We start from the raw sequence: 19,513 nt of genomic DNA, 5'->3' as shown, positions 1-19,513 counted from the left end.
TCTTACCACAACCCTAAAAAGAAAAAAGGGCGTGGTTTCCCACGCCCTGGTTTTATTTTTTATTTCCAGCAGACCAGGCAGTAATTCTTCTTACCGCGACGCAGTAAGGTGTAGCGGCCGAACAGGCGGTCGCTATCACTGAATACATATTCCGGATCGGACTGTTTTTCACCGTTAATGGTCACCGCGTTAGAGGCTACGGTTTTACGCGCCTGACCGCGGGACGGCTGCAGCTCGGAATCCACCAGCGCCTGCAGGAGATCGGCGCCTTTTTCCATTTCGATCATCGGCACGCCATCCTGCGCCAGCTGTTCGAAATCTGCTTCGCTCAGGTCGCTCAGATTACCGTTAAACAGGCTTTCGGTAATGCGCTTAGCCGCTTCCAGGCCTTCTTCGCCGTGGACCAGACGCGTCACCTGCTCTGCCAGCACGTACTGCGCGCGCGGCGCTTTACCGCTGTTTTTATCTTCTTCTTCCAGCGCATTGATCTCGGCAATGTCCATGAAGGTGAAGAACTTCAGGAAGCGATAAACGTCTGCGTCGGCGGTGTTAATCCAGAACTGGTAGAATTTGTACGGACTGGTTTTCTTCGGATCCAGCCATACCGCGCCGCCTTCTGTTTTACCGAACTTGGTGCCGTCGGCCTTGGTGATCAGGGGAACGGTCAAACCAAAGACCTGATTCTGGTGCAAACGACGAGTCAGGTCGATACCTGAAGTGATGTTGCCCCACTGATCGGAGCCGCCGATTTGCAGCGCCACGCCGTGCAGTTTATTCAGGCAGGCAAAGTCATAACCCTGCAGCAGGTTATAGGAAAACTCGGTGAAAGAGATCCCCTGATCGTCACGGTTCAGACGCTGCTTCACCGCTTCTTTGTTGATCATCTGGTTCACAGAGAAGTGCTTGCCGATATCACGCAGGAAGGTCAGCACGTTCATGCCGCCGAACCAGTCGTAGTTATTCGCGGCAATCGCCGAGTTGTCGCCGCAGTTGAAATCGAGGAATGGCGCAACCTGTTTACGGATTTTATCCACCCACTGCTGCACGGTATCTTCGGTATTGAGTTTACGCTCAGCGGCTTTAAAGCTCGGGTCGCCAATCAGACCGGTCGCGCCGCCGACCAGCGCCACAGGCTTATGGCCTGCCTGCTGGAAGCGTTTCAGGCATAACAATGGAACAAGATGCCCCAAGTGCAAGCTGTCAGCGGTAGGATCGAAGCCGCAATAGAGCGCGATCGGGCCTTGCGCCAGTCGCTCTGCTAACGCTTCCTCGTCCGTCACCTGGGCTACCAGCCCCCGCTCTTGCAATTGTTTAATCAAGTTACTGCTTGCCATCAAATTCTCCATGTATAAACGACTGCACCTTTGCCGGTACACGACTTTTCGCCAGACGCGAAAGGTACATAGAATAAAGCGCCGGAGCACGTAGCACCAGCGCTTAAAACAACATTTTGCGTCCTTTATGGCGCCAGACGGTCGATTTGCCAGCCATCATTTTGCCGCTGGTATAAAAAGCGGTCGTGCAGACGATGTTCACCGCCCTGCCAGAACTCCATTTGTTCGATGCTAACGCGGAAACCGCCCCAGAAACTTGGCAACGGCACTTCGCCTTGCTGGAATTTCTGTTTAAGCTCGAGGAATTTACTTTCCAGGATCCCACGAGCGGAGATACGGCTGGACTGTTGGGAGACCCAGGCGCCAATCTGGCTATCGCGCGGTCGGCTGTGGAAATACTTAACCACTTCCAGCGTCGACAGACGTTCTGCCTGGCCTATTACCATCACCTGGCGCTCCAGCATATGCCAGGGAAACAGCAGGCTGATATGGGGATTTTTTTCGATCTGGTGCGCCTTACGGCTGCCCAGGTTGGTATAAAACACCAGCCCTTTTTCATCATAGTGTTTTAACAATACGATGCGTTGATAGGGCTGGCCGTTTTCATCAACGGTCGCGACTACCATCGCCGTCGGGTCGGCGAGCTTAGCGTCGCAGGCCTGACGCAACCAACGTTCAAATAACGTCAGGGGTTCAGCGGGAAGATCGTGGCGACGAAGGCCGCCACGGGTATATTCACGGCGCAGATGCGCGATTTGCTGCAATTCGTCGTTATCAGACATAACCATTGAGATCGTTGTCATAGGGTGGCGTTATTGTGCGCCCCCGCTACGGAAATCTCAACGTTTGGCGGTTTGTAACTGGCAGTTGTCCAGTACGGCGCGGTCGCGCTTATACACGGTGGCGCTGTCGCCCTTCGACCAGAAGACATAAACGCCATCAGTGTAACGAGAACCGGAAGCCGAGAGCCCCTGGGTCAGATTGAGTTGCTGATTATCATAGATAAAGCTCACCTGCTGACGAGCGTTGTTCAGATGGACGGTCAGCGGTTTTTGATCGCACTGATATTCAAGGGTGTCGGTCTGCATCCGTTCAACGAATTGGTTGTAATAGCTACACCCCGCCAGCATAAAAGGAACTACCGCAATAAGAAATTTTTTCATGAGTATGCCTTCGACTTTCCCGGTCAGGAGGGCAAACCGCCCTCCCGGAATTTCGTCCAGTTTACCGGTAAATAAAAAATAGCGACTTCAGTTAACTCTGATTCTGCGCTCGATTCGCGGGATAAATGGCGCCAAGAATGGTCGCTTCGCTGGCGCCGGTGACGGAAGGAAGATTACCCGGCAGGCCGGCAAGCGTACGCCATGCCAGCCACGCAAAAGCCAACGCTTCCATATCGTCACCGCTGATACCGGCATCATCGGTGGTCGTGACTTCCGTTCCTGGCAGCAGCGCCGCCAGACGCGCCATCAACAGCGGATTACGCGCCCCGCCGCCGCAAACTAACAAACGCTCGCAGCCGCCGCTTAACAAAACCTGCTCACTGATGGTCACCGCCGTCAGTTCAGTCAGCGTGGCCTGAACATCCTGCCCTCGCAGATTAGCGTAACGCGCCAGATGTTTTTCCAGCCAACCATAATTGAAATACTCTCGACCGGTGCTCTTCGGCGCGGGTAACGCAAACCACGGGTCGCTTAGCATATCCTGCAGCAGCGGTAGCAATACTTTGCCTTCACTGGCCCATTGCGCGTCTTTATCGTAGGGTTTACCGCACTGGCGCCAAATCCAGGCGTCCATCAACATATTTCCCGGTCCGGTGTCGTAACCGCGTACCGGCTGCCCTGGAACCAGCAAGGAAAGGTTGGCTATGCCGCCGATGTTAAGCACCATACGTCTTTCAACCGGGTGCGCCAGCAGCGCCTGGTGGAAAGCCGGAACCAGTGGCGCGCCCTGGCCGCCAAGCGCCATATCGCGGCGGCGGAAATCCCCCACCACGGTCACGCCGGTATGCGCTGCGATCTGATTGTTATCGCCTATTTGCATCGTGTGCGGCGCATCGCCGGTCGGTTCATGCCACACCGTCTGGCCATGGCAACCAATAGCGACAACATCCTCAGGCTGAAGATTTTGCTGGCGCATCAGCGCTAATACTGCATCCGAAAAAAGCCGTCCCAAACGGGTATCGAGTCGCCCCAGTTGCGACAAGGTCAGCTGTTGCCCCTGGCAAATCGCTAAAATATCTTCTTTCAGATTGACCGGGATGGGGTACGAGAGGCTCGCCTGCTGCGCCACCATGTTTTCATTTATTGCCGCCAGAACAACATCAACGCCATCAAGGCTGGTGCCAGACATTACGCCAATAAAACGACCTGATTTCATACGCCTACCCTCATTCCATGACTTTTGCAGTGCCATCAGTGCATCATAAAGCAGCGTGCAATGCTATGGCGCACTAATACTTTTTAACAATAGTTCTGCCGCGACAATTTGTTATGTAAAGTACTTACGTTTATCCGTCGTTAAAGCGAACCTTATTATTTTTAAACAGTCCATAAGGAAGCTATGCCAGCGAACGCTTAAATGCCATATAATTGACCACATGGAAGTTCACTGGAACATTTTGGTACACAGGAGATTCATAAATGATTTTACGTGTTTTGGCTGTCTCGATGATTGGCTTAACCCTGGCGGGTTGCGTCAGCAGCAGCGGTCTATCCGGCGATGTTTACACAGCATCAGAAGCCAAGCAGGTGCAAAGCGTGACCTACGGTACCATCGTACATACCCGTGCGGTCCAGATCCAAAGCGGCGATGACAGCAATGCTATCGGCGCGATTGGCGGCGCGGTACTCGGCGGCTTCCTTGGTAATACCATCGGCGGCGGTACCGGTCGTTCTCTTGCAACTGCTGCAGGCGCGGTTGCCGGCGGCGTAGCCGGTCAGGGCGTACAGGGCGCGATGAACAAAACGCAGGGCGTTGAGCTGGAGATCCGCAAAGATGACGGTAATACCATCATGGTGGTTCAGAAACAGGGCAGCACCCCGTTCTCCGTCGGCCAGCGCGTAGCCATTGCCGGCAGCGGTAGTCAAGTGACGGTTTCCCCGCGTTAAGCCTCCCTAATGCGGCCTTAATTGGCCGCATTAATTCTCCAGATTCATTATTTATCACCAAAACATTCATCATACATATATCAATATTATTGATGTTTCTGCACAGCAACTTGCGTTTGCGCAATATTTCCCGTTGATTAATTCGTTAGCCTGAAGATGTTTTTCATTTAGCGACCAGCACGTCGTTTTTATCCGCCCTTTTATCGCGGGAGTTTGCCTGTGCCTCTGAATTTAAACCGGTTATCGCACCGCTTATTTGCTTATATCTTTGCCTGCAGCCTGGCAATTATTACGATTGATTTACTATCTCATTCAGTCGTTAATCGTATTCCTACGACTTCATCACCACTTTTTCCTTTGTTGACAATAATATTAATGATTTTTCATATTACTATTGCCTGTTTCATGAGCATGAAATATTGGTGTGATAAAAACCGCCTGTATCTAATGCCTATCGCCATCGCCTTTGCCAGCTCCGCCCTGCTGATGCTGGGTACCCTGAGCAGCTATCCCGGCTGGCTATTGTACAACAGCGAATATATTGTTAAACAAAATGACGCACTGATCTTTTATTCATTCCGTAATATCCTGATGGCGGTGTTGTTCATCACCGCTATTGTTATATACCGTTTTCGTCAGTATCTTAATCAAGCGTCCGGCGCACATACTATAGTACTGACGGGGTGTTTTCTTTTTAGTGCTATCACTCTTATTTTGTCGTGGCTACATTCCAGTAATAGTCCATTATTAAGCATCGATTTCATCGACGATCTCACCAGCACTTTTACTCCGTTATGGCATAACTGGATGGGCTGGTTGCTTTTTTTAGTCTGGGTAGTGACATTGGTATTATTGGTTACTCTCACCCGGCTAAGAAATATATTCTGGTACAGCGGGGCATTTTTCTGCGCCGCCTATTTGTTTACGCTAAACGTATTACTCACAGCGACAAATAGCCAACATATCATCGCATGGAATCAGGCACGCCTGTTCGAAACCTTAAGTACCTTATTTATGCTGTTCGTCCTGTTAAGCGACGTTTTTCTTCTCTATCGCGACTCTAACAACAAATACATCAATTCATATCAGAACTCTATCCGCGATCCGCTGACCAGACTGTACAACCGCAGCTACTTTTACGACACGCTCAACGGTCTGCTGCCGCAAGTTTCAGCAACACAACCGCTGTCGGTTATCGTCAGCGATCTCGACCACTTTAAGCGTATCAACGACAACTACGGTCATGTTCAGGGTGACAAGGTGATTCAGTTTGCCGCCGACGTATTACGGACGCACGTGCGCCATGATGATATTGCCGCGCGCATCGGCGGCGAAGAGTTCGCCCTGCTGCTGGTAAATACCCACGCTGATGATGCGCTGGCGATAGCCGAGCGAATTCGTCAGATGGTCAGCGCCGGACAGACATCGCTGCCGGAACGAATGACCATTAGCATGGGTGTTTACACCGTTACAAGCTCAAGCATTGGGGCTGAGGAGTGCGTCAAGCGCGCGGATACGGCTATGTACGCGGCGAAAAACGGTGGCCGCGACCGCGTGGTGGTCTGGCAGGAATAATAGAAAGGGCTTTGCGAACGCAAAGCCCTTTTCCCGGCTAGTCTTTTGCCTGAAGATCGAGGATATTGTTTTCAAGTTTACGGATTAAGTTGAGTAGCGTTTCGACTTCCTGCTTTGAGACACCCGCAAGGATTTCATCACGCGTTTTGCCAATCACCGCTTCCATTTCATTGATCAGCGGTTCAGCCTTTTCCGTTAACTTAATACGTTTCGCCCGGCGATCGTTTGCACAAGTCTGGCGAGAAATGAGCCCTTTCTCCTCCAGTTGATCCAGCGTGCGCACCAAAGAGGGCTGTTCGATACCAATGGCCTTGGCCAGCTGGATTTGCGACTGCTCAGGAGGTAGCTGATGAATGTTATGCAGCGTGACCCAGTGCGTCTGCGTTAACTCCAGAGGTTTCAGGCGATGGTCGATCAGCGCGCGCCAAACGCGTACCAAACGTGCCAGATCAGAACCAAGTGGCGATTCCAATTTCATCTCCTTATAATTAGCTTGCTAAGTTATTATACTGCTTTTAGAATAGTGTGCAGCATTTAAATTACCAAAACAAATGAATTACTTGATTCACTAAATTCAAGACAATGATTTACAATGTGAACTAATTCATCACCAAGAACATTATCCCTGCAACGGCAAAGGATTTTTGCTTGTGAAACTGAGTCTTAACACTCCCGGATTGTCGCTACAGGACCTGGTGTTCGGCGCTTCTATCTATTTTCCCCCGTTATTTAAAGCCGTCGTGCTTGGTTTCTTTATCTGGTTAATCGTTCATCGTCAGCTACGCGACTGGATGTATGCCGGCGAAATCTGGCATCCCCTGCTGATGGACCTTTCCCTGTTTGCGCTGGCCGTTTGCCTGGCGCTGGTTCTCCTGACTCTCCTGTGATGCTCATTTCATGAAGAAACTAAAATATCTCTCAACCTTAATTATTGCCGCTATTGCGATTATCGCCGCCTGGCTGGTATGGAACTACTACACCCAGTCTCCGTGGACGCGCGATGGCAAAATTCGCGCCGAACAGGTCGGTATCACCCCGCAGATTTCCGGCAGTATTTTGCAGTTGAATGTTAAAGATAACCAATTGGTCAAAGCCGGCGACGTTTTGTTCCGTATTGACGATACGCCGTATCGCATCTCGGTATTAAACGCACAAGCGCAGCTGGCAAAAGCCAAAGCCGAACTGGCTAAAGCCAAAGCCGAGCAGACTAAAGCCGCCAGCGATGTCGCTCGTCGCCGCAGTCTTTCGCAAAACTTCATATCTGCTGAAGATATGGAAACCGTTAATACCACTCTGAATACCGCCAATACGACTTATGAAGCGGCAAAAGCGGTGGTTGGCGTAGCGCAAGCCGCGCTGGAGCATGCGCAGTGGCAGCTGGCGCAAACCGTGGTCAAAGCCCCGGTTGATGGCTGGATCACTAATTTGTCAACGCGAGTCGGGGATTACGCCTCCGTCGGCCATCCGGTATTTGCGTTGGTTGATAGTCATTCTTTTTATGTTCTGGGTTATTTTGAAGAGACCAAACTGCGGCACATCCGCGAAGGTGATAGCGCTCAGGTCGTTCTCTATAGCAGCAAACAAACGTTACAGGGTCACGTCTCCAGTATCGGCCGCGCCATCGTTGACCAGAGCGTTGAAGGCGGTTCGGCGCTGGTCGCTAATATTAAACCCAACATTCCATGGGTACGCCTTGCGCAACGCGTACCGGTACGTATCGAGTTCGATAAACTCCCTGCGGATGTCACGTTGGTTTCAGGTACCACCTGTACCGTGTCAATTGGCGGACAATAATGAAGCTGCAGCCTTTGCGCTGGCAATCACTGCCGTGGTTTAAGGCCAGTCGCCCGCAATGGCGCTACGCATTGCGCAACGGCATTGCCATGTGTCTGGCGCTCAGCATCGCCTATGCGTTGGACCTTGATGAGCCTTACTGGGCGATGACCTCGGCCGCGGTAGTCAGCTTCCCGACCGTCGGCGGCGTTATCAGTAAGAGCTTTGGACGTATCGCCGGCAGCCTGCTCGGCGCCTGTGCCGCCCTGCTACTGGCCGGCCATACCCTTAATGACCCCTGGCTATTCCTATTCAGTATCTCAGCCTGGATTGCGCTCTGTACCTGGGCCTGTGCGATGTTTACCAATAACGTCGCCTACGCCTTTCAGCTGGCAGGCTATACCTGCGCCATTATCGCCTTCCCGGTTATTAATGTTACCGACGCGAATGAACTGTGGACTATCGCTCAGTCGCGTGTCTGTGAAGTGATTGTGGGGATATTGTCCGGCGGGTTCATGATGATGATCCTGCCCAGTACCTCGGATGGCGTCACGCTGCTGACGGCACTGAAGAATATGCACTCCCGATTATTAGAGCATGCCAGCCTGCTGTGGGTGCCGGAAACCACCGATGCGATTCGTAGCGCTCATGAAAGCGTCATCGGCCAGATCCTGACCATGAATCTGCTGCGTATCCAGGCCTTCTGGAGCCACTACCGTTTCAGACGGCAAAATCCCTTGCTGAATTATCTGCTACACCAGCAGTTGCGAATGACCAGCGTCATCTCCAGCCTGCGGCGAATGTTATTGAACTGGCCGGATGCGCCAGGTAATACGCGGGCGGTGCTCGAAACGCTACTCAGCGAGCTCGCCAACCCGCACGCGACTGCTTATAGCGTGGCGCGGATACTGGTGCCGCTTGCTCCTGGCCCCAACGCCGACTATCGCCATCTGGCGTTCTGGAAACGGCTGCGCTATTTCTGCCGTATCTATCTCGAAAGCAGCCGCTGGATCCGCCGCATCGAGAATGCCAGCGCTATCACCGAGTTTAACGTCCCTTCGGCGCCTGCGTTGTCGCGTCATACCGATCAGGCGGAGGCGTTATGGAACGGCTTGCGTACCTTCTGCGCGTTGGTGGCCGTGGGTGCCTGGGGCATCAGCACCCAATGGCAGGCCTGCGCCGCCGCGCTCACCCTTGCCGCCATTAGCTGCGTACTGTACTCGGTGTCGCCTTCGCCTTTTAAATCGCTCACCTTATTGATGCGTACCCTGGTGCTGTTGTCGCTGTTCAGCTTTGTGGTGAAGTTTGGCTTAATGGTGCAGATAACCGACCTGTGGCAGTTTTTACTGTTTCTGTTCCCGCTGCTCACCACCATGCAATTATTGAAACTTCAAATGCCGAAGTTCGCAGGGCTATGGGGGCAGTTAATCGTCTTTATGGGATCGTTTATTTCGGTCACCAACCCTCCGGTCTATGACTTCGCCTCGTTTCTTAATGATAATCTCAGCAAAATCATCGGCGTCGGTCTTGCATGGCTTGCCTTTGCGATTATCAGTCCCGGTTCGGATGCGCGGAAAAGCCGCCGCCATATTCGTGCGTTACGGCGTCACTTCGTCGATCAGCTGAGCCGCCGCCCGCAGCACAGCGAACACGAATTTGAGTCACTGGTGTATCACCACATTAGCCAGTTGAGCAGCAGCCAGGACGCGCTGGCGCGACGTTGGCTGCTGCGCTGGGGCGTGGTGCTGCTCAACTGCTCGCATGTCGTGTGGCAACTACGTGATTGGGAGACACGCTCCGATCCGCTTTCACAAGTGCGCGACTTGTGTATTAGCCTGCTACGCGACGTCATGAGCGAACGCGGCGTCCAGCAACGCCCACTTGCCTCGACGTTGCTGGAACTGCAGCGGATTTGCGACACCCTTAATCACCATCATCAGCCGGCGGCTAAAGAGCTGGCGGCGATTATCTGGCGGTTATACTGCTCGCTATCGCAATTAGAACAAGCGCCGATTGCCGGCACCATTACCGAACGGGCTACTTAATCACCCCGCAGGCAAAACGCTCGCCGCCGCCGCCCAGCGGCTGCGGGCTATCGGCCATATTATCGCCGCCGACATGCACCATCAGCGCTTTGCCCTTCACTTCCGCGAGCGTTTTCAGGCGCGGGGCAATAACCGGTTGATTAGCCACGCCATCGTCGTTCACCACCAGCAGAGGGAGATCGCCGAGATGCCCCGCCCCTAATGGCCCTTCATGTTTGCCGGTATGTTGCGGGTCGAAATGCCCGCCCGCCGCGCCGGCGGCGACCGCTTTACCGTCTTTTATCGCCGGCTGGCAGCTCCCTTCAGCATGAATATGAAAACCGTGTTTACCCGGCGGTAACGCGCGTAAATCAGGAGCAAATTCGAGTCCCCTGTCGGTTTCAGTAATTTTAACGCTGCCGACGGCCTGGCCAACGCTTTGGCTGGTGACAAGATTGAGGGTGACATCTTCACTGGCGGCCTGAGCGCCAGCGCAAAATGCGAGAGTGAAAATAGCGAGTAAACATCGTTGCATAACACCTCCGGATTAGCCGTATCCCTGATAAGTGTAAACCAGGTAACGGCATCCGGAGGCGTAATCTGGCTTACGGGACGTCGTAACCCAGCGCCGCTTTACGAATGCGGAACCACTGCTGGCGCGTCATATGCAGTTTTTCCGCCACAATCGCCGAGCGCACGCGCTCGATTTTCCCCGAGCCAATAATCGGCAGCGGTTTCGACGGCAGGCGCAACACCCAGGCGTAAACCACCTGCTCAATGCTTTCTGCGTTGAGCTCCTGGGCAATTTGCGCCAGCTCGTCGCGCAGCGGCTGGAAGCTTTCGTCGTTGAACAGGCGTCCGCCGCCGAGGCAGGACCAGGCCATCGGGCGAATGCGCAACTGCTGGAGTTGATCGAGGGTGCCGTCCAGCAGCAGCGGCTGATGTACCGGCGAGAGCTCGACCTGGTTAGTGGCCAGGGTGAAAGGCAGGCGCGATTGTAAAAGCGTAAACTGCGCCGGCGTAAAGTTAGATACCCCAAAGTGTCGCACTTTCCCACTATGATGTAACGCGAGGAAAGCCTCAGCGACCTCATCGGCATCCATCAGCGGATCCGGGCGGTGAATCAGCAGTAAATCGAGATGATCGGTCGCCAGATTACGCAGGGATTGCTCGGCGCTGAGAATGATATGGTCGCGGTCAGTAATATAGTGGCCAATAGTATTTTCCGCGCGCGCCTTGGTCGCAATACCGCATTTGCTGACGATTTCCATACGGTTACGCAGGTGCGGGGCGCGCTTTAGCGCTTCGCCAAAGGCAGATTCGCATTGATAATCGCCGTAGATATCGGCGTGGTCGACGGTAGTAATTCCCAGATCCAGGTGCTGCTCAATAAAGCCGACCAGCGCCTCGGCGGACATATTCCAGTCCATTAGCCGCCAGTAACCCATAACAAAACGTGAAAATTCCGGCCCCTGCGGAGCCATAGCAATACGCTGAACCATAAACGCTTCCTCGACAAAAAAGTGCTCTGAGTATACGCATATTTATCTTCAAAACAGTGAGGGTTGCTGCGGTTCTTCCGCCGGCTCCGGCTTAGCCGCTCGAATTTTACGCAGTAATCGCTGACGGCACAGGCGCAGAACCTCTTGTTTTTGCGCATCGCTCAGTTTTTGCCAGTTGAAGCGCTCATCACGGCTACGAAAACAGCCACGGCAATACCCGCGTTCATCGGACTGACATATTCCCCGACACGGACTTTGTACCGGGAAAAACTCAAGCTGCTCTGCCACAACCGATCTCCTGTTTGTTCTCTCTGCTTCTCATTGAAGACGCTCTGCCGCTCGCGTGCAACTTTTGTTCGTTTGTTATCCTCGCAGAATGATCATTTTGCTTGCATTAGACCAATCGGTCTACTACAGTGTGCCGCATGAACAGACACAGCGAATGCGATACCCGAGAACACATCCTCGTCACCGGCGAACAACTATGCATGCATCGTGGTTTTACCGGAATGGGCTTAAGTGAACTTCTGAAAACGGCGGAAGTGCCGAAAGGCTCTTTCTATCATTACTTTCGCTCAAAAGAAGCCTTCGGCGTCGCGTTGCTTGAACATCACTACACCGGCTATCTGCAGCGCCTGGTTGACCACTTCGACCATGGCGAAGGCAACTACCGCGACCGACTGCTGGCCTACTATCAGCACACGCTGAATCAGTTTTGCCAACAGGGCATTATCAGCGGCTGCTTAACCGTGAAGCTGTCGGCGGAAGTGTGCGACCTGTCGGAAGATATGCGTACCGCCATGGATAAAGGCGCCAGTCAGATTATCGCCCTATTGGGCGAAGCACTGGAAAAAGGCCGTCTGGAGGGTAGCCTGCTGTTTGAGGGGGAAGCTATCACCCTTTCACAGGTGCTGTACTCGTTGTGGTTGGGGGCCAATCTACAGGCCAAAATTACGCGTAGCGCAACGCCGCTGGAAAGCGCCCTTGCTCACGCCAAACAGATCATTGCAGCGCCTGCGGTTTAACAGGCGTTTTTATTTAACCAGTTACAAGACGACCGGTCTACTCAGGAGTCATTATGTCAGAATCTAAATTGTTCAGCCCGTTAAAAGTCGGTGCGGTGACCGTACCTAACCGCGTATTTATGGCTCCGCTGACCCGTCTGCGCAGCATCGAACCTGGCGACATCCCTACTCCGCTGATGGCTGAGTACTATCGTCAGCGCGCCAGCTCCGGCCTGATTATCACCGAAGCGACGCAAATTTCCGCCCAGGCGAAAGGTTATGCCGGCGCGCCGGGCCTGCATAGCGCAGAGCAAATGGCCGCATGGCAAAAAATCACCGCTGGCGTTCATGCTGAAAACGGTCATATCGCCGTGCAACTGTGGCACACCGGGCGGATTTCCCATAACAGCCTGCAACCGGGCGGCGCAGCGCCGGTCGCGCCATCGGCACTGAGCGCAGGCACGCGTACTTCGCTGCGTGATGAAAACGGCCATGCGATTCGCGTTGATACGTCAATGCCGCGCGCGCTGGAAACGGACGAAATCCCAGGCATCGTTGATGATTTCCGTCAGGCGGTAGGCAATGCCCGTGATGTCGGATTCGATCTGGTAGAGCTGCACTCCGCGCACGGTTATCTGCTGCACCAGTTCCTGTCGCCTTCTTCTAACCAGCGTACCGACCAGTACGGCGGCAGCGTTGAGAACCGCGCCCGCCTGGTGCTCGAAGTGGTCGATGCCGTCAGCAAAGAATGGAGCGCCGACCGTATCGGTATCCGCGTGTCGCCAATCGGTAGTTTCCAGAACGTCGATAACGGCCCGAACGAAGAAGCCGATGCGCTCTATCTTATTGAGCAACTGGCAAAACGCGGTATCGCTTATCTGCACATGTCCGAACCAGACTGGGCCGGCGGCCAGCCGTATAGCGACGAATTCCGTCAGAAAGTCCGCGATCGTTTCCCTGGCGCGATTATCGGCGCTGGCGCCTATACGGTGGAGAAAGCCAACGACCTTATTAATAAAGGGCTGATCGATGCCGTGGCCTTTGGCCGCGATTACATCGCCAACCCGGATCTGGTGGCCCGTCTGCAGAAGAAAGCGGCGCTAAACCCGCAGCGCCCGGAAAGCTTCTACGGCGGCGGCGCGGAAGGTTATACCGATTATCCAACCCTGTAATCCCTCCATTGATAGCGGCGTACCAACGCCGCTATACTCAAGACTCTGATGTATCAAAACAAACTGCATAGGGGAAATTATGCGCTTACTTCACACCATGCTGCGCGTTGGCGACCTGCAACGTTCTATCGAGTTTTATACCAACGTGCTGGGCATGAAGCTGCTGCGTACCAGCGAAAACCCTGAATATAAATACTCGCTGGCTTTCGTCGGCTACGGCGAAGAGAGCGATACCGCGGTTATCGAACTGACCTATAACTGGGGCGTGGATAGCTACGAGCTCGGTACCGCCTATGGCCATATTGCGCTGAGCGTCGACAACGCGGCGGAAGCCTGCGAACGTATTCGCCAGAACGGCGGCAACGTCACTCGCGAGGCCGGCCCGGTGAAAGGCGGCAGCACGGTTATCGCCTTTGTTGAAGATCCGGACGGCTACAAAATTGAGCTGATCGAAGAGAAAGATGCCGGAAAAGGTCTCGGCAACTAAGCTAATTCGGGCGCGTTCGCGCCCGATGTTTTATCCCTACCTGCTGCAAGCCGCGGCAAAATTTGCCATAATGCGCGCTACTTTTTTCCAGCTAAGAGAATCTGATGTCCGAGAACGCTCAACTTAATGGTCTGTGCGGCCGTTTTCGCGGTTTTTACCCAGTGGTGATTGATGTTGAGACCGCCGGGTTTAATGCCAAAACCGACGCCCTGCTGGAGATCGCCGCTATTACGTTGAAGATGGATGAGCAGGGCTGGCTGATGCCGGACGAAACGCTGCATTTTCACGTGGCTCCCTTCGAAGGGGCCAACCTGCAGCCGGAAGCGCTGGCTTTCAATGGAATTAACCCAAACGATCCTGAGCGCGGCGCGATAAGCGAATACGATGCGCTGCACGCCATTTTTAAAATGGTCCGCAAAGGGATGAAAGAGAGCGATTGTAGCCGCGCGATTATGGTGGCGCATAATGCGACTTTCGATCATAGCTTTACGATGGCCGCCGCCGAGCGCGCCGGGTTGAAACGCAACCCGTTCCATCCTTTCGTGACCTTCGATACCGCCGCGCTGAGCGGGTTGGCCTTAGGGCAAACGGTATTGTCTAAAGCCTGCATTGCCGCGGGAATGGAGTTTGATGGCAGCAAGGCTCATTCTGCGTTGTATGATACCGAGCAAACCGCCCAGCTATTCTGCGAAATCGTCAACCGCTGGAAGCGCCTTGGCGGTTGGCCCTTACCTGCGCTTGAAGCATAAGCGATAAAAAAAGCGACTTCCGGGGAAGTCGCTTTTTCTTTGCTGCAAAGAATTACTCTGCTTTCGGCTCGTCAGCGCTGTGCTTGGCTGCCGTTTCTTTGATCAGCTGCTGCAGTTCGCCGCGCTGATACATTTCGATGATGATGTCGCAACCGCCAACCAGTTCGCCGTCAACCCACAGCTGCGGGAAGGTCGGCCAGTTAGCGTATTTCGGTAATTCAGCGCGGATATCCGGATTCTGCAGGATGTCTACGTAGGCAAAACGTTCGCCGCAAGCGGAAAGCGCCTGTACAGCCTGAGCGGAGAAACCGCAGCTCGGCAGCTTCGGAGAACCTTTCATATACAGCAGGATCGGGTTTTCAGCGATTTGACGTTGGATTGTTTCTAAAGTGGTGCTCATTGTCGTGCTTCCTTAAACATCTTTACGGCAGTAATTTGTCATTGTAGCGTCCTGGACGCAGGACCGATAATAACATTTTTTTCACTCGCCACATTTTATCTTCTGTCGTCTGAAGTTGCCTTAAAAATATCACTTTGTGACGTCAGTGCGGGGCGGGTTGCGCATTTTTTGTACGCAGCGGCGATTCTCTGACTTATTTGTTTGCAATCGTTAACCAAACGACATTTTAGATACAAAAGAGTATTAACTTTCTGGCTTTTTATGCTTTAGAATCATTCCGGTTTGTCATTCACCGTCAGGCATTAGTATATGTCTGTAATTTAATCAGGGGATTGCTCAGTGGCGCGGCTCAATAAAATCGCGATATCGCTCTGTGCATTACTGTTTACATCTATCTCGCTTACGCCATTGGCGCATGCTTCAGGGCATACGCACGCTTCGGCTACGCCGAAGGCGCATCCGGTAAAAGGCTCCACCGCCGAGCGTAAGAAGAAAGCGGCACAGAATAAATCCAAATCCACCGCTAAAACTACCCGTAAAAAAACCTCCAGCTCTAAGCTCCCTACCCGCACTACCGCAGCAAGCCAAACCGCGCTTAATCGTCAAGCCGCCGGCGCCACCAAAAAATGCGTGTTGCGCAAAGGTTATAAAAAACAGTGTGCAAAAACGGTAAAATCCGGCGAAGCATCGACGCTGGCGTTGAACAGCGTGAAAAGCAAATGCGTAGTGCGTAAAGGCTACAAAAAACGCTGTAAGCCCGTTGTCGACGAGCCGAATCTGACGATTGCCGACGCACACAAAGCCCGCGTGCAAAAAGCGCAAAGTACCGCAATGAATAAACTCATGGATCAGCTGGGCAAGCCTTATCGCTGGGGAGGCTCCTCACCGCGTACCGGTTTCGACTGCAGCGGGCTGGTTTATTACGCCTATAAAGATCTGGTAAAAATTCATATTCCGCGCACCGCTAACGAAATGTACCACCTGCGCGATGCCCGCCCGGTTGACCGCGATGAACTGCAAAGCGGCGACCTGGTCTTCTTCCGTACCCGTGGACGCGGCACCGCCGACCACGTAGGCGTTTACGTTGGAAACGGTAAGTTTATCCAGTCGCCGCGTACCGGTCGTGATATTCAGATAACCTCCTTAAGCGAAGATTATTGGGTTCGCCACTACGTCGGCGCGCGCCGCGTAATGACGCCAAAAACCATTCGTTAAGAGACGCTGGCCTCGGTTTGCCGCTGCGCCGGCAAACCGCTCTTCTGTACATCCCCCCCCTCTTCCAGATTCAGCGGATACTGCATTCGCTCCTCCAGTTGCGCGGGGTGGCGGCGATAACTGGTCGGCGACATACCAAAATGACGACGGAAAGTACGGCAGAATGTCGCCTGGCCTTCAAAACCGAGCAGCAATGAGATACTCAACGCCGAATCCTTCGTCTGTTTGAGAATACCGGCGGCAATAGTCATTTTGCGTCGGCTAACATACGTTCCCAGCGTATAACCGGTAATCAGCGCAAACTGGCGCTGAAAGTACCAGTGCGAATAACCCGATTTCCTCGAGATCGCGGTAACGGGGAGCGCGGTAAAAATGTTGTCTTCGATCCATTCGATAATATCTATGACGATCGGGATAATATGTCCGCTGACCATTTCATGTTTGTGCGCCATCTCTTTTCATCCATCAATTATGAGCTTTATGCTTGTTCAATAACGATTTCTTACGCCGAGGTCCGTTGCCTGCAGAGACAATTATATTTGTCATACAATTAAAATAGATCCCAATGATTATTGGGCATGAAAGTCATTCCTATTACGCATAATGCTAACAAGCTAATGATTTATCGCATTTTAAAAAGATAACAAGCGGTGAGGATATGCAGCGTTTTAGTCGTATGCAGGAGCGTCGATGGGGACTTTGCGAATCATATCGCTCGTCATGCGCCAGACTGGCGAAGGCTTAATCAGTCGCGTTAGCAATGAATAACCTTTGTTGTTGTAAGTCTTTTAACTGACTTCAGCAAATGTTAACATTCTCAACACAATAACATGTAACACTCGCGACAGCGTTACACAGTAAATACTGTATTCAGGTGAACTTTCACCTAATTAATGTGAGAAAAAACAAAAAGTTATAAGGAGAGTAGCAATGTCGTTCGAATTACCTGCATTACCATATGCAAAAGACGCCCTGGCGCCGCACATTTCCGCAGAAACCCTGGAATACCATTACGGTAAGCATCACCAGGCCTATGTGACCAACCTCAACAACCTGATCAAAGGCACCGCTTTTGAAGGCAAATCTCTGGAAGAGATCGTTCGCTCTTCTGAAGGTGGCGTCTTCAATAACGCAGCGCAGGTCTGGAACCACACTTTCTACTGGAACTGCCTGGCGCCGAACGCCGGCGGTGAGCCGGAAGGCGAACTGGCCGCAGCGATTAGCAAATCTTTCGGTAGCTTCGCTGATTTTAAAGCGAAATTCACCGATGCCGCGGCGAAAAACTTCGGCGCAGGCTGGACCTGGCTTGTTAAAAACGCAGACGGCAGCCTGGCTATCGTCTCCACCAGCAACGCCGGCACTCCGCTGACTACCGATGCGACGCCGCTGCTGACCGTTGATGTCTGGGAACACGCCTACTACATCGACTACCGCAATGCCCGTCCTAATTATCTGGAACACTTCTGGGCGTTGGTAAACTGGAAATTTGTTGCCGCCAACCTGGCAGCATAAAACAAAACCGCAGCAGGCTTGCCCCGCTGCGGTTTTTTCTTAGTACAACTTAGTGATTCGCTAACGCTTCTTCTGGTTGAGAACGCCCGCCAAACAGCACTACCGCCAACGCCAGCCCGGCAATAATCGCCCCCATCACCGGCACAAAAGCATAACCGAGACCGCCGGAAATCACCGCGCCGCCCGCCGCCGCACCCAACGCGTTACCGAGGTTAAAAGCGCCAATATTCACCGACGATGACAGACCCGGCGCTTCGTGCGCCACGCGCATTACGCGCATCTGCAGCGGCGGAACCACCGCGAAGGTTGCCGCGCCCCACACGACCATGCTGACGGCAGCACCCAACTGTGATTGCGCCAGCAGCGGAATGGCCAACATGATGGCAATCAGTAACAACAGGAACCCTTTCAACGTTCCGGAGACTGAACGGTCGGCAAATTTACCGCCCAGATAGTTGCCAAGTGAGAAACCAACGCCGATTAATACCAGCATGGCGGTAACAAACAGCGGTGAAGCATTGGTAATGGTATGCAGTACCGGAGAAATGTAGGTATACAGCGTGAACATCGCCCCGGCGCCCAGCACGGTGGTCAACAGCGCGGAGAGTACCTGAGGACGCATCAACACCGACAGCTCGCGCTTCACGTTCGGACGCTCGCCGGCGCTACCCTTCGGCAGGGAGAACCACAGGCTGACCATCGCAATTAATCCCAGACCCGCCGTGGCGAGGAAAGACATTCGCCAGCCGATGGTTTCGCCAAGCCAGGTAGCCGCCGGTACGCCGCCGATATTGGCAATGGTCAGCCCCATAAACATGGTCGCGACCGCACTGGCCTGTTTGTGTTTTGGCACCACGCTTGCGGCAACGACCGAGCCGAGGCCGAAGAACGCGCCATGATTGAGGCTGGTGATAATACGCGACAGCAGTAGCGTCGTGTAATCCGGCGCAATTGAAGAGAGCACGTTGCCGAGGGTGAAGATCCCCATCAGGAAGATCAATGCATTGCGGCGAGCGCGATGCGACAGCAGTAACGTCATTAACGGCGCGCCGACCATCACGCCAATGGCATAGGCGCTAATCAGCATCCCCGCGGCCGGAATAGAAACATCTACGCCTTTGGCGATAACCGGCAGTAGTCCCATCGGGGAAAACTCGGTGGTACCGATACCAAAGGCACCGATCGCCAACGCGAGTAAGGGAAAGTTGATTTTCATTCAGAGACTCCATCAGGCCGATTCAGGACTCGGCATTACATCAGAAGCCAAAAGCATGACATCAATCACAGAAAAACAGAAGTAAACGAAATGACAAAAGATTTTTGCAGATTTGCTAATAATGGCGGGATGGGAGGGGAAGCCCCCTCCCTGCTGGAATCAGTGCAGTACCGCGGTCAACGCGGCGGCGACGATCAGACCCAAAACAATAACCGTCGTTGTCAGCGAAAACTTTAAATTTGTGTCCATCAATTTTCTCCCCTGATTATCCCCACATAGAAAGTGAGCTTGCTCATTTTTGCACAAAAATATGCAAAAATCTTCCCGGATTTAGAGTGATGCACATTTTTGCTCTTCCCCTTTGCCGCGAGATAGGACAAAATCCCACGCTAATTTGAAAGCGTATCGGCCATTGACCCCTTCCTGTCGTTCTGTGTCGT

23 protein-coding genes are annotated in these 19,513 nt (G+C 53.1%); 11 read left to right on the top strand and 12 right to left on the bottom strand.

From position 1 onward, the window contains the following. Window positions 1–59 precede the first annotated feature (59 nt). From tyrS to anmK, 4 genes are all read right to left on the bottom strand, one after another. A complete protein-coding gene (gene tyrS, locus PGQ95_RS10390; RefSeq protein ID WP_045392458.1) occupies window positions 60–1,334 on the bottom strand; it encodes a tyrosine--tRNA ligase in 1,275 nt (424 codons plus the stop codon). 125 nt (window positions 1,335–1,459) lie between these two features. After that, complete coding sequence (gene pdxH, locus PGQ95_RS10385) at window positions 1,460–2,116, bottom strand: pyridoxamine 5'-phosphate oxidase (RefSeq protein ID WP_032706215.1); 657 nt, start codon at window positions 2,114–2,116, stop codon at window positions 1,460–1,462. Window positions 2,117–2,173: 57 nt separating this feature from the next. Beyond that, window positions 2,174–2,497: a C-type lysozyme inhibitor gene (gene mliC / locus PGQ95_RS10380; RefSeq protein WP_087858480.1), complete on the bottom strand. Its 324-nt coding sequence runs from the start codon at window positions 2,495–2,497 to the stop codon at window positions 2,174–2,176. 91 nt (window positions 2,498–2,588) lie between these two features. After that, window positions 2,589–3,713, bottom strand: a complete 1,125-nt coding sequence (gene anmK / locus PGQ95_RS10375; protein WP_087858479.1) for an anhydro-N-acetylmuramic acid kinase — start codon at window positions 3,711–3,713, stop codon at window positions 2,589–2,591. A 263-nt stretch (window positions 3,714–3,976) separates the two neighbouring features. Between anmK and slyB the strand changes: the two genes are divergently transcribed. Next, a complete protein-coding gene (gene slyB / locus PGQ95_RS10370) occupies window positions 3,977–4,444 on the top strand; it encodes an outer membrane lipoprotein SlyB (RefSeq protein WP_045392464.1) in 468 nt (155 codons plus the stop codon). A gap of 219 nt (window positions 4,445–4,663) precedes the next feature. After that, window positions 4,664–6,019 carry a sensor domain-containing diguanylate cyclase gene (locus PGQ95_RS10365; RefSeq protein ID WP_113374670.1) on the top strand — a complete coding sequence of 452 codons (1,356 nt, stop codon included), beginning with the start codon at window positions 4,664–4,666 and terminating at the stop codon, window positions 6,017–6,019. 37 nt (window positions 6,020–6,056) lie between these two features. Here the strand turns inward: PGQ95_RS10365 and slyA are convergent, their stop codons facing one another. Next, window positions 6,057–6,497 carry a transcriptional regulator SlyA gene (gene slyA / locus PGQ95_RS10360; protein WP_087858477.1) on the bottom strand — a complete coding sequence of 147 codons (441 nt, stop codon included), beginning with the start codon at window positions 6,495–6,497 and terminating at the stop codon, window positions 6,057–6,059. Window positions 6,498–6,669: 172 nt separating this feature from the next. Here slyA and PGQ95_RS10355 point away from each other — a divergent pair, with 172 nt between their 5' ends. Genes PGQ95_RS10355 through PGQ95_RS10345 form a run of 3 tightly spaced genes read left to right on the top strand, consistent with a single transcriptional unit; the run spans window position 6,670 to window position 9,837 of the window. Beyond that, window positions 6,670–6,906 (top strand): DUF1656 domain-containing protein, encoded by a 237-nt coding sequence (locus PGQ95_RS10355; protein ID WP_015366868.1) that lies wholly within the window; start codon window positions 6,670–6,672, stop codon window positions 6,904–6,906. Window positions 6,907–6,916: 10 nt separating this feature from the next. After that, a complete protein-coding gene (locus PGQ95_RS10350) occupies window positions 6,917–7,813 on the top strand; it encodes an efflux RND transporter periplasmic adaptor subunit (protein WP_087858476.1) in 897 nt (298 codons plus the stop codon). Next, complete coding sequence (locus PGQ95_RS10345) at window positions 7,813–9,837, top strand: FUSC family protein (RefSeq protein WP_430917977.1); 2,025 nt, start codon at window positions 7,813–7,815, stop codon at window positions 9,835–9,837. Before PGQ95_RS10350 ends, PGQ95_RS10345 begins: the two co-directional genes overlap by 1 nt. Here the strand turns inward: PGQ95_RS10345 and sodC are convergent. The 3 genes from sodC to PGQ95_RS10330 all read right to left on the bottom strand — a co-directional run bounded on the left by sodC (window position 9,830) and on the right by PGQ95_RS10330 (window position 11,606). After that, window positions 9,830–10,351 carry a superoxide dismutase [Cu-Zn] SodC gene (sodC, locus tag PGQ95_RS10340; RefSeq protein ID WP_113374668.1) on the bottom strand — a complete coding sequence of 174 codons (522 nt, stop codon included), beginning with the start codon at window positions 10,349–10,351 and terminating at the stop codon, window positions 9,830–9,832. The two genes, PGQ95_RS10345 and sodC, sit on opposite strands and share 8 nt — an antisense overlap. A 70-nt stretch (window positions 10,352–10,421) precedes the next feature. Then, entirely contained in the window at window positions 10,422–11,318 is an 897-nt protein-coding gene (locus PGQ95_RS10335) for an aldo/keto reductase (protein WP_430917975.1), read from the bottom strand. A 48-nt stretch (window positions 11,319–11,366) separates the two neighbouring features. Further along, complete coding sequence (locus PGQ95_RS10330) at window positions 11,367–11,606, bottom strand: DUF1289 domain-containing protein (protein WP_087858472.1); 240 nt, start codon at window positions 11,604–11,606, stop codon at window positions 11,367–11,369. Between the two features lie 137 nt (window positions 11,607–11,743). Here PGQ95_RS10330 and PGQ95_RS10325 point away from each other — a divergent pair, with 137 nt between their 5' ends. From PGQ95_RS10325 to rnt, 4 genes are all read left to right on the top strand, one after another. Then, window positions 11,744–12,343, top strand: coding sequence for a TetR/AcrR family transcriptional regulator (locus tag PGQ95_RS10325; protein ID WP_045392477.1), 600 nt, complete (start codon window positions 11,744–11,746; stop codon window positions 12,341–12,343). Between the two features lie 53 nt (window positions 12,344–12,396). Beyond that, window positions 12,397–13,494, top strand: a complete 1,098-nt coding sequence (locus PGQ95_RS10320; protein WP_015366875.1) for an alkene reductase — start codon at window positions 12,397–12,399, stop codon at window positions 13,492–13,494. 79 nt (window positions 13,495–13,573) lie between these two features. Next, the gene (gene gloA, locus PGQ95_RS10315) at window positions 13,574–13,981 is read left to right on the top strand and encodes a lactoylglutathione lyase (RefSeq protein WP_045373539.1); all 408 of its coding nucleotides are present in this window, start codon (window positions 13,574–13,576) and stop codon (window positions 13,979–13,981) included. Between the two features lie 104 nt (window positions 13,982–14,085). Next, window positions 14,086–14,730 carry a ribonuclease T gene (gene rnt, locus PGQ95_RS10310; RefSeq protein WP_047040933.1) on the top strand — a complete coding sequence of 215 codons (645 nt, stop codon included), beginning with the start codon at window positions 14,086–14,088 and terminating at the stop codon, window positions 14,728–14,730. A gap of 52 nt (window positions 14,731–14,782) precedes the next feature. Here the strand turns inward: rnt and PGQ95_RS10305 are convergent, their stop codons facing one another. Then, complete coding sequence (locus PGQ95_RS10305) at window positions 14,783–15,130, bottom strand: Grx4 family monothiol glutaredoxin (RefSeq protein ID WP_045392486.1); 348 nt, start codon at window positions 15,128–15,130, stop codon at window positions 14,783–14,785. 339 nt (window positions 15,131–15,469) lie between these two features. Here PGQ95_RS10305 and PGQ95_RS10300 point away from each other — a divergent pair, with 339 nt between their 5' ends. Beyond that, window positions 15,470–16,345 (top strand): C40 family peptidase, encoded by an 876-nt coding sequence (locus PGQ95_RS10300; RefSeq protein WP_430917973.1) that lies wholly within the window; start codon window positions 15,470–15,472, stop codon window positions 16,343–16,345. On the opposite strand, the gene PGQ95_RS10295 is transcribed toward PGQ95_RS10300, so the two are convergent. Beyond that, window positions 16,342–16,797: a helix-turn-helix domain-containing protein gene (locus PGQ95_RS10295; protein WP_087858470.1), complete on the bottom strand. Its 456-nt coding sequence runs from the start codon at window positions 16,795–16,797 to the stop codon at window positions 16,342–16,344. The genes PGQ95_RS10300 and PGQ95_RS10295 overlap by 4 nt on opposite strands. Before the next feature lie 478 nt (window positions 16,798–17,275). Between PGQ95_RS10295 and sodB the strand changes: the two genes are divergently transcribed. Beyond that, on the top strand, window positions 17,276–17,857 hold the full coding sequence (gene sodB / locus PGQ95_RS10290) for a superoxide dismutase [Fe] (protein ID WP_045373530.1): 582 nt from the start codon (window positions 17,276–17,278) through the stop codon (window positions 17,855–17,857). A 49-nt stretch (window positions 17,858–17,906) separates the two neighbouring features. Here sodB and PGQ95_RS10285 read toward each other — a convergent pair whose 3' ends face one another. Further along, window positions 17,907–19,073 carry an MFS transporter gene (locus PGQ95_RS10285; RefSeq protein WP_087858469.1) on the bottom strand — a complete coding sequence of 389 codons (1,167 nt, stop codon included), beginning with the start codon at window positions 19,071–19,073 and terminating at the stop codon, window positions 17,907–17,909. A 159-nt stretch (window positions 19,074–19,232) separates the two neighbouring features. Beyond that, window positions 19,233–19,322 (bottom strand): YnhF family membrane protein, encoded by a 90-nt coding sequence (locus PGQ95_RS10280; protein WP_032705726.1) that lies wholly within the window; start codon window positions 19,320–19,322, stop codon window positions 19,233–19,235. Between the last annotated feature and the right edge of the window lie 191 nt (window positions 19,323–19,513).

It is taken from the genome of Klebsiella sp. 141240 (genome assembly GCF_050600805.1).
In the GTDB taxonomy this organism is placed as follows: domain Bacteria; phylum Pseudomonadota; class Gammaproteobacteria; order Enterobacterales; family Enterobacteriaceae; genus Klebsiella; species Klebsiella aerogenes.
The sequence above is the reverse complement of the archived record's forward strand: the minus strand, read 5'-3'. Positions and strand labels throughout refer to the sequence as shown.

Bases quoted from the DNA above. Each gene is read 5' to 3' on its own strand.
- tyrS (WP_045392458.1), bottom strand. From the start codon at position 1,334: ATGGCAAGCAGTAACTTGATTAAACAATTGCAAGAGCGGGGGCTGGTA.
- pdxH (WP_032706215.1), bottom strand. From the start codon at position 2,116: ATGTCTGATAACGACGAATTGCAGCAAATCGCGCATCTGCGCCGTGAA.
- mliC (WP_087858480.1), bottom strand. From the start codon at position 2,497: ATGAAAAAATTTCTTATTGCGGTAGTTCCTTTTATGCTGGCGGGGTGT.
- anmK (WP_087858479.1), bottom strand. From the start codon at position 3,713: ATGAAATCAGGTCGTTTTATTGGCGTAATGTCTGGCACCAGCCTTGAT.
- slyB (WP_045392464.1), top strand. From the start codon at position 3,977: ATGATTTTACGTGTTTTGGCTGTCTCGATGATTGGCTTAACCCTGGCG.
- slyA (WP_087858477.1), bottom strand. From the start codon at position 6,497: ATGAAATTGGAATCGCCACTTGGTTCTGATCTGGCACGTTTGGTACGC.
- PGQ95_RS10350 (WP_087858476.1), top strand. From the start codon at position 6,917: ATGAAGAAACTAAAATATCTCTCAACCTTAATTATTGCCGCTATTGCG.
- PGQ95_RS10345 (WP_430917977.1), top strand. From the start codon at position 7,813: ATGAAGCTGCAGCCTTTGCGCTGGCAATCACTGCCGTGGTTTAAGGCC.
- sodC (WP_113374668.1), bottom strand. From the start codon at position 10,351: ATGCAACGATGTTTACTCGCTATTTTCACTCTCGCATTTTGCGCTGGC.
- PGQ95_RS10335 (WP_430917975.1), bottom strand. From the start codon at position 11,318: ATGGTTCAGCGTATTGCTATGGCTCCGCAGGGGCCGGAATTTTCACGT.
- PGQ95_RS10325 (WP_045392477.1), top strand. From the start codon at position 11,744: ATGAACAGACACAGCGAATGCGATACCCGAGAACACATCCTCGTCACC.
- PGQ95_RS10320 (WP_015366875.1), top strand. From the start codon at position 12,397: ATGTCAGAATCTAAATTGTTCAGCCCGTTAAAAGTCGGTGCGGTGACC.
- gloA (WP_045373539.1), top strand. From the start codon at position 13,574: ATGCGCTTACTTCACACCATGCTGCGCGTTGGCGACCTGCAACGTTCT.
- rnt (WP_047040933.1), top strand. From the start codon at position 14,086: ATGTCCGAGAACGCTCAACTTAATGGTCTGTGCGGCCGTTTTCGCGGT.
- PGQ95_RS10305 (WP_045392486.1), bottom strand. From the start codon at position 15,130: ATGAGCACCACTTTAGAAACAATCCAACGTCAAATCGCTGAAAACCCG.
- PGQ95_RS10295 (WP_087858470.1), bottom strand. From the start codon at position 16,797: ATGGCGCACAAACATGAAATGGTCAGCGGACATATTATCCCGATCGTC.
- sodB (WP_045373530.1), top strand. From the start codon at position 17,276: ATGTCGTTCGAATTACCTGCATTACCATATGCAAAAGACGCCCTGGCG.
- PGQ95_RS10285 (WP_087858469.1), bottom strand. From the start codon at position 19,073: ATGAAAATCAACTTTCCCTTACTCGCGTTGGCGATCGGTGCCTTTGGT.
- PGQ95_RS10280 (WP_032705726.1), bottom strand. From the start codon at position 19,322: ATGGACACAAATTTAAAGTTTTCGCTGACAACGACGGTTATTGTTTTG.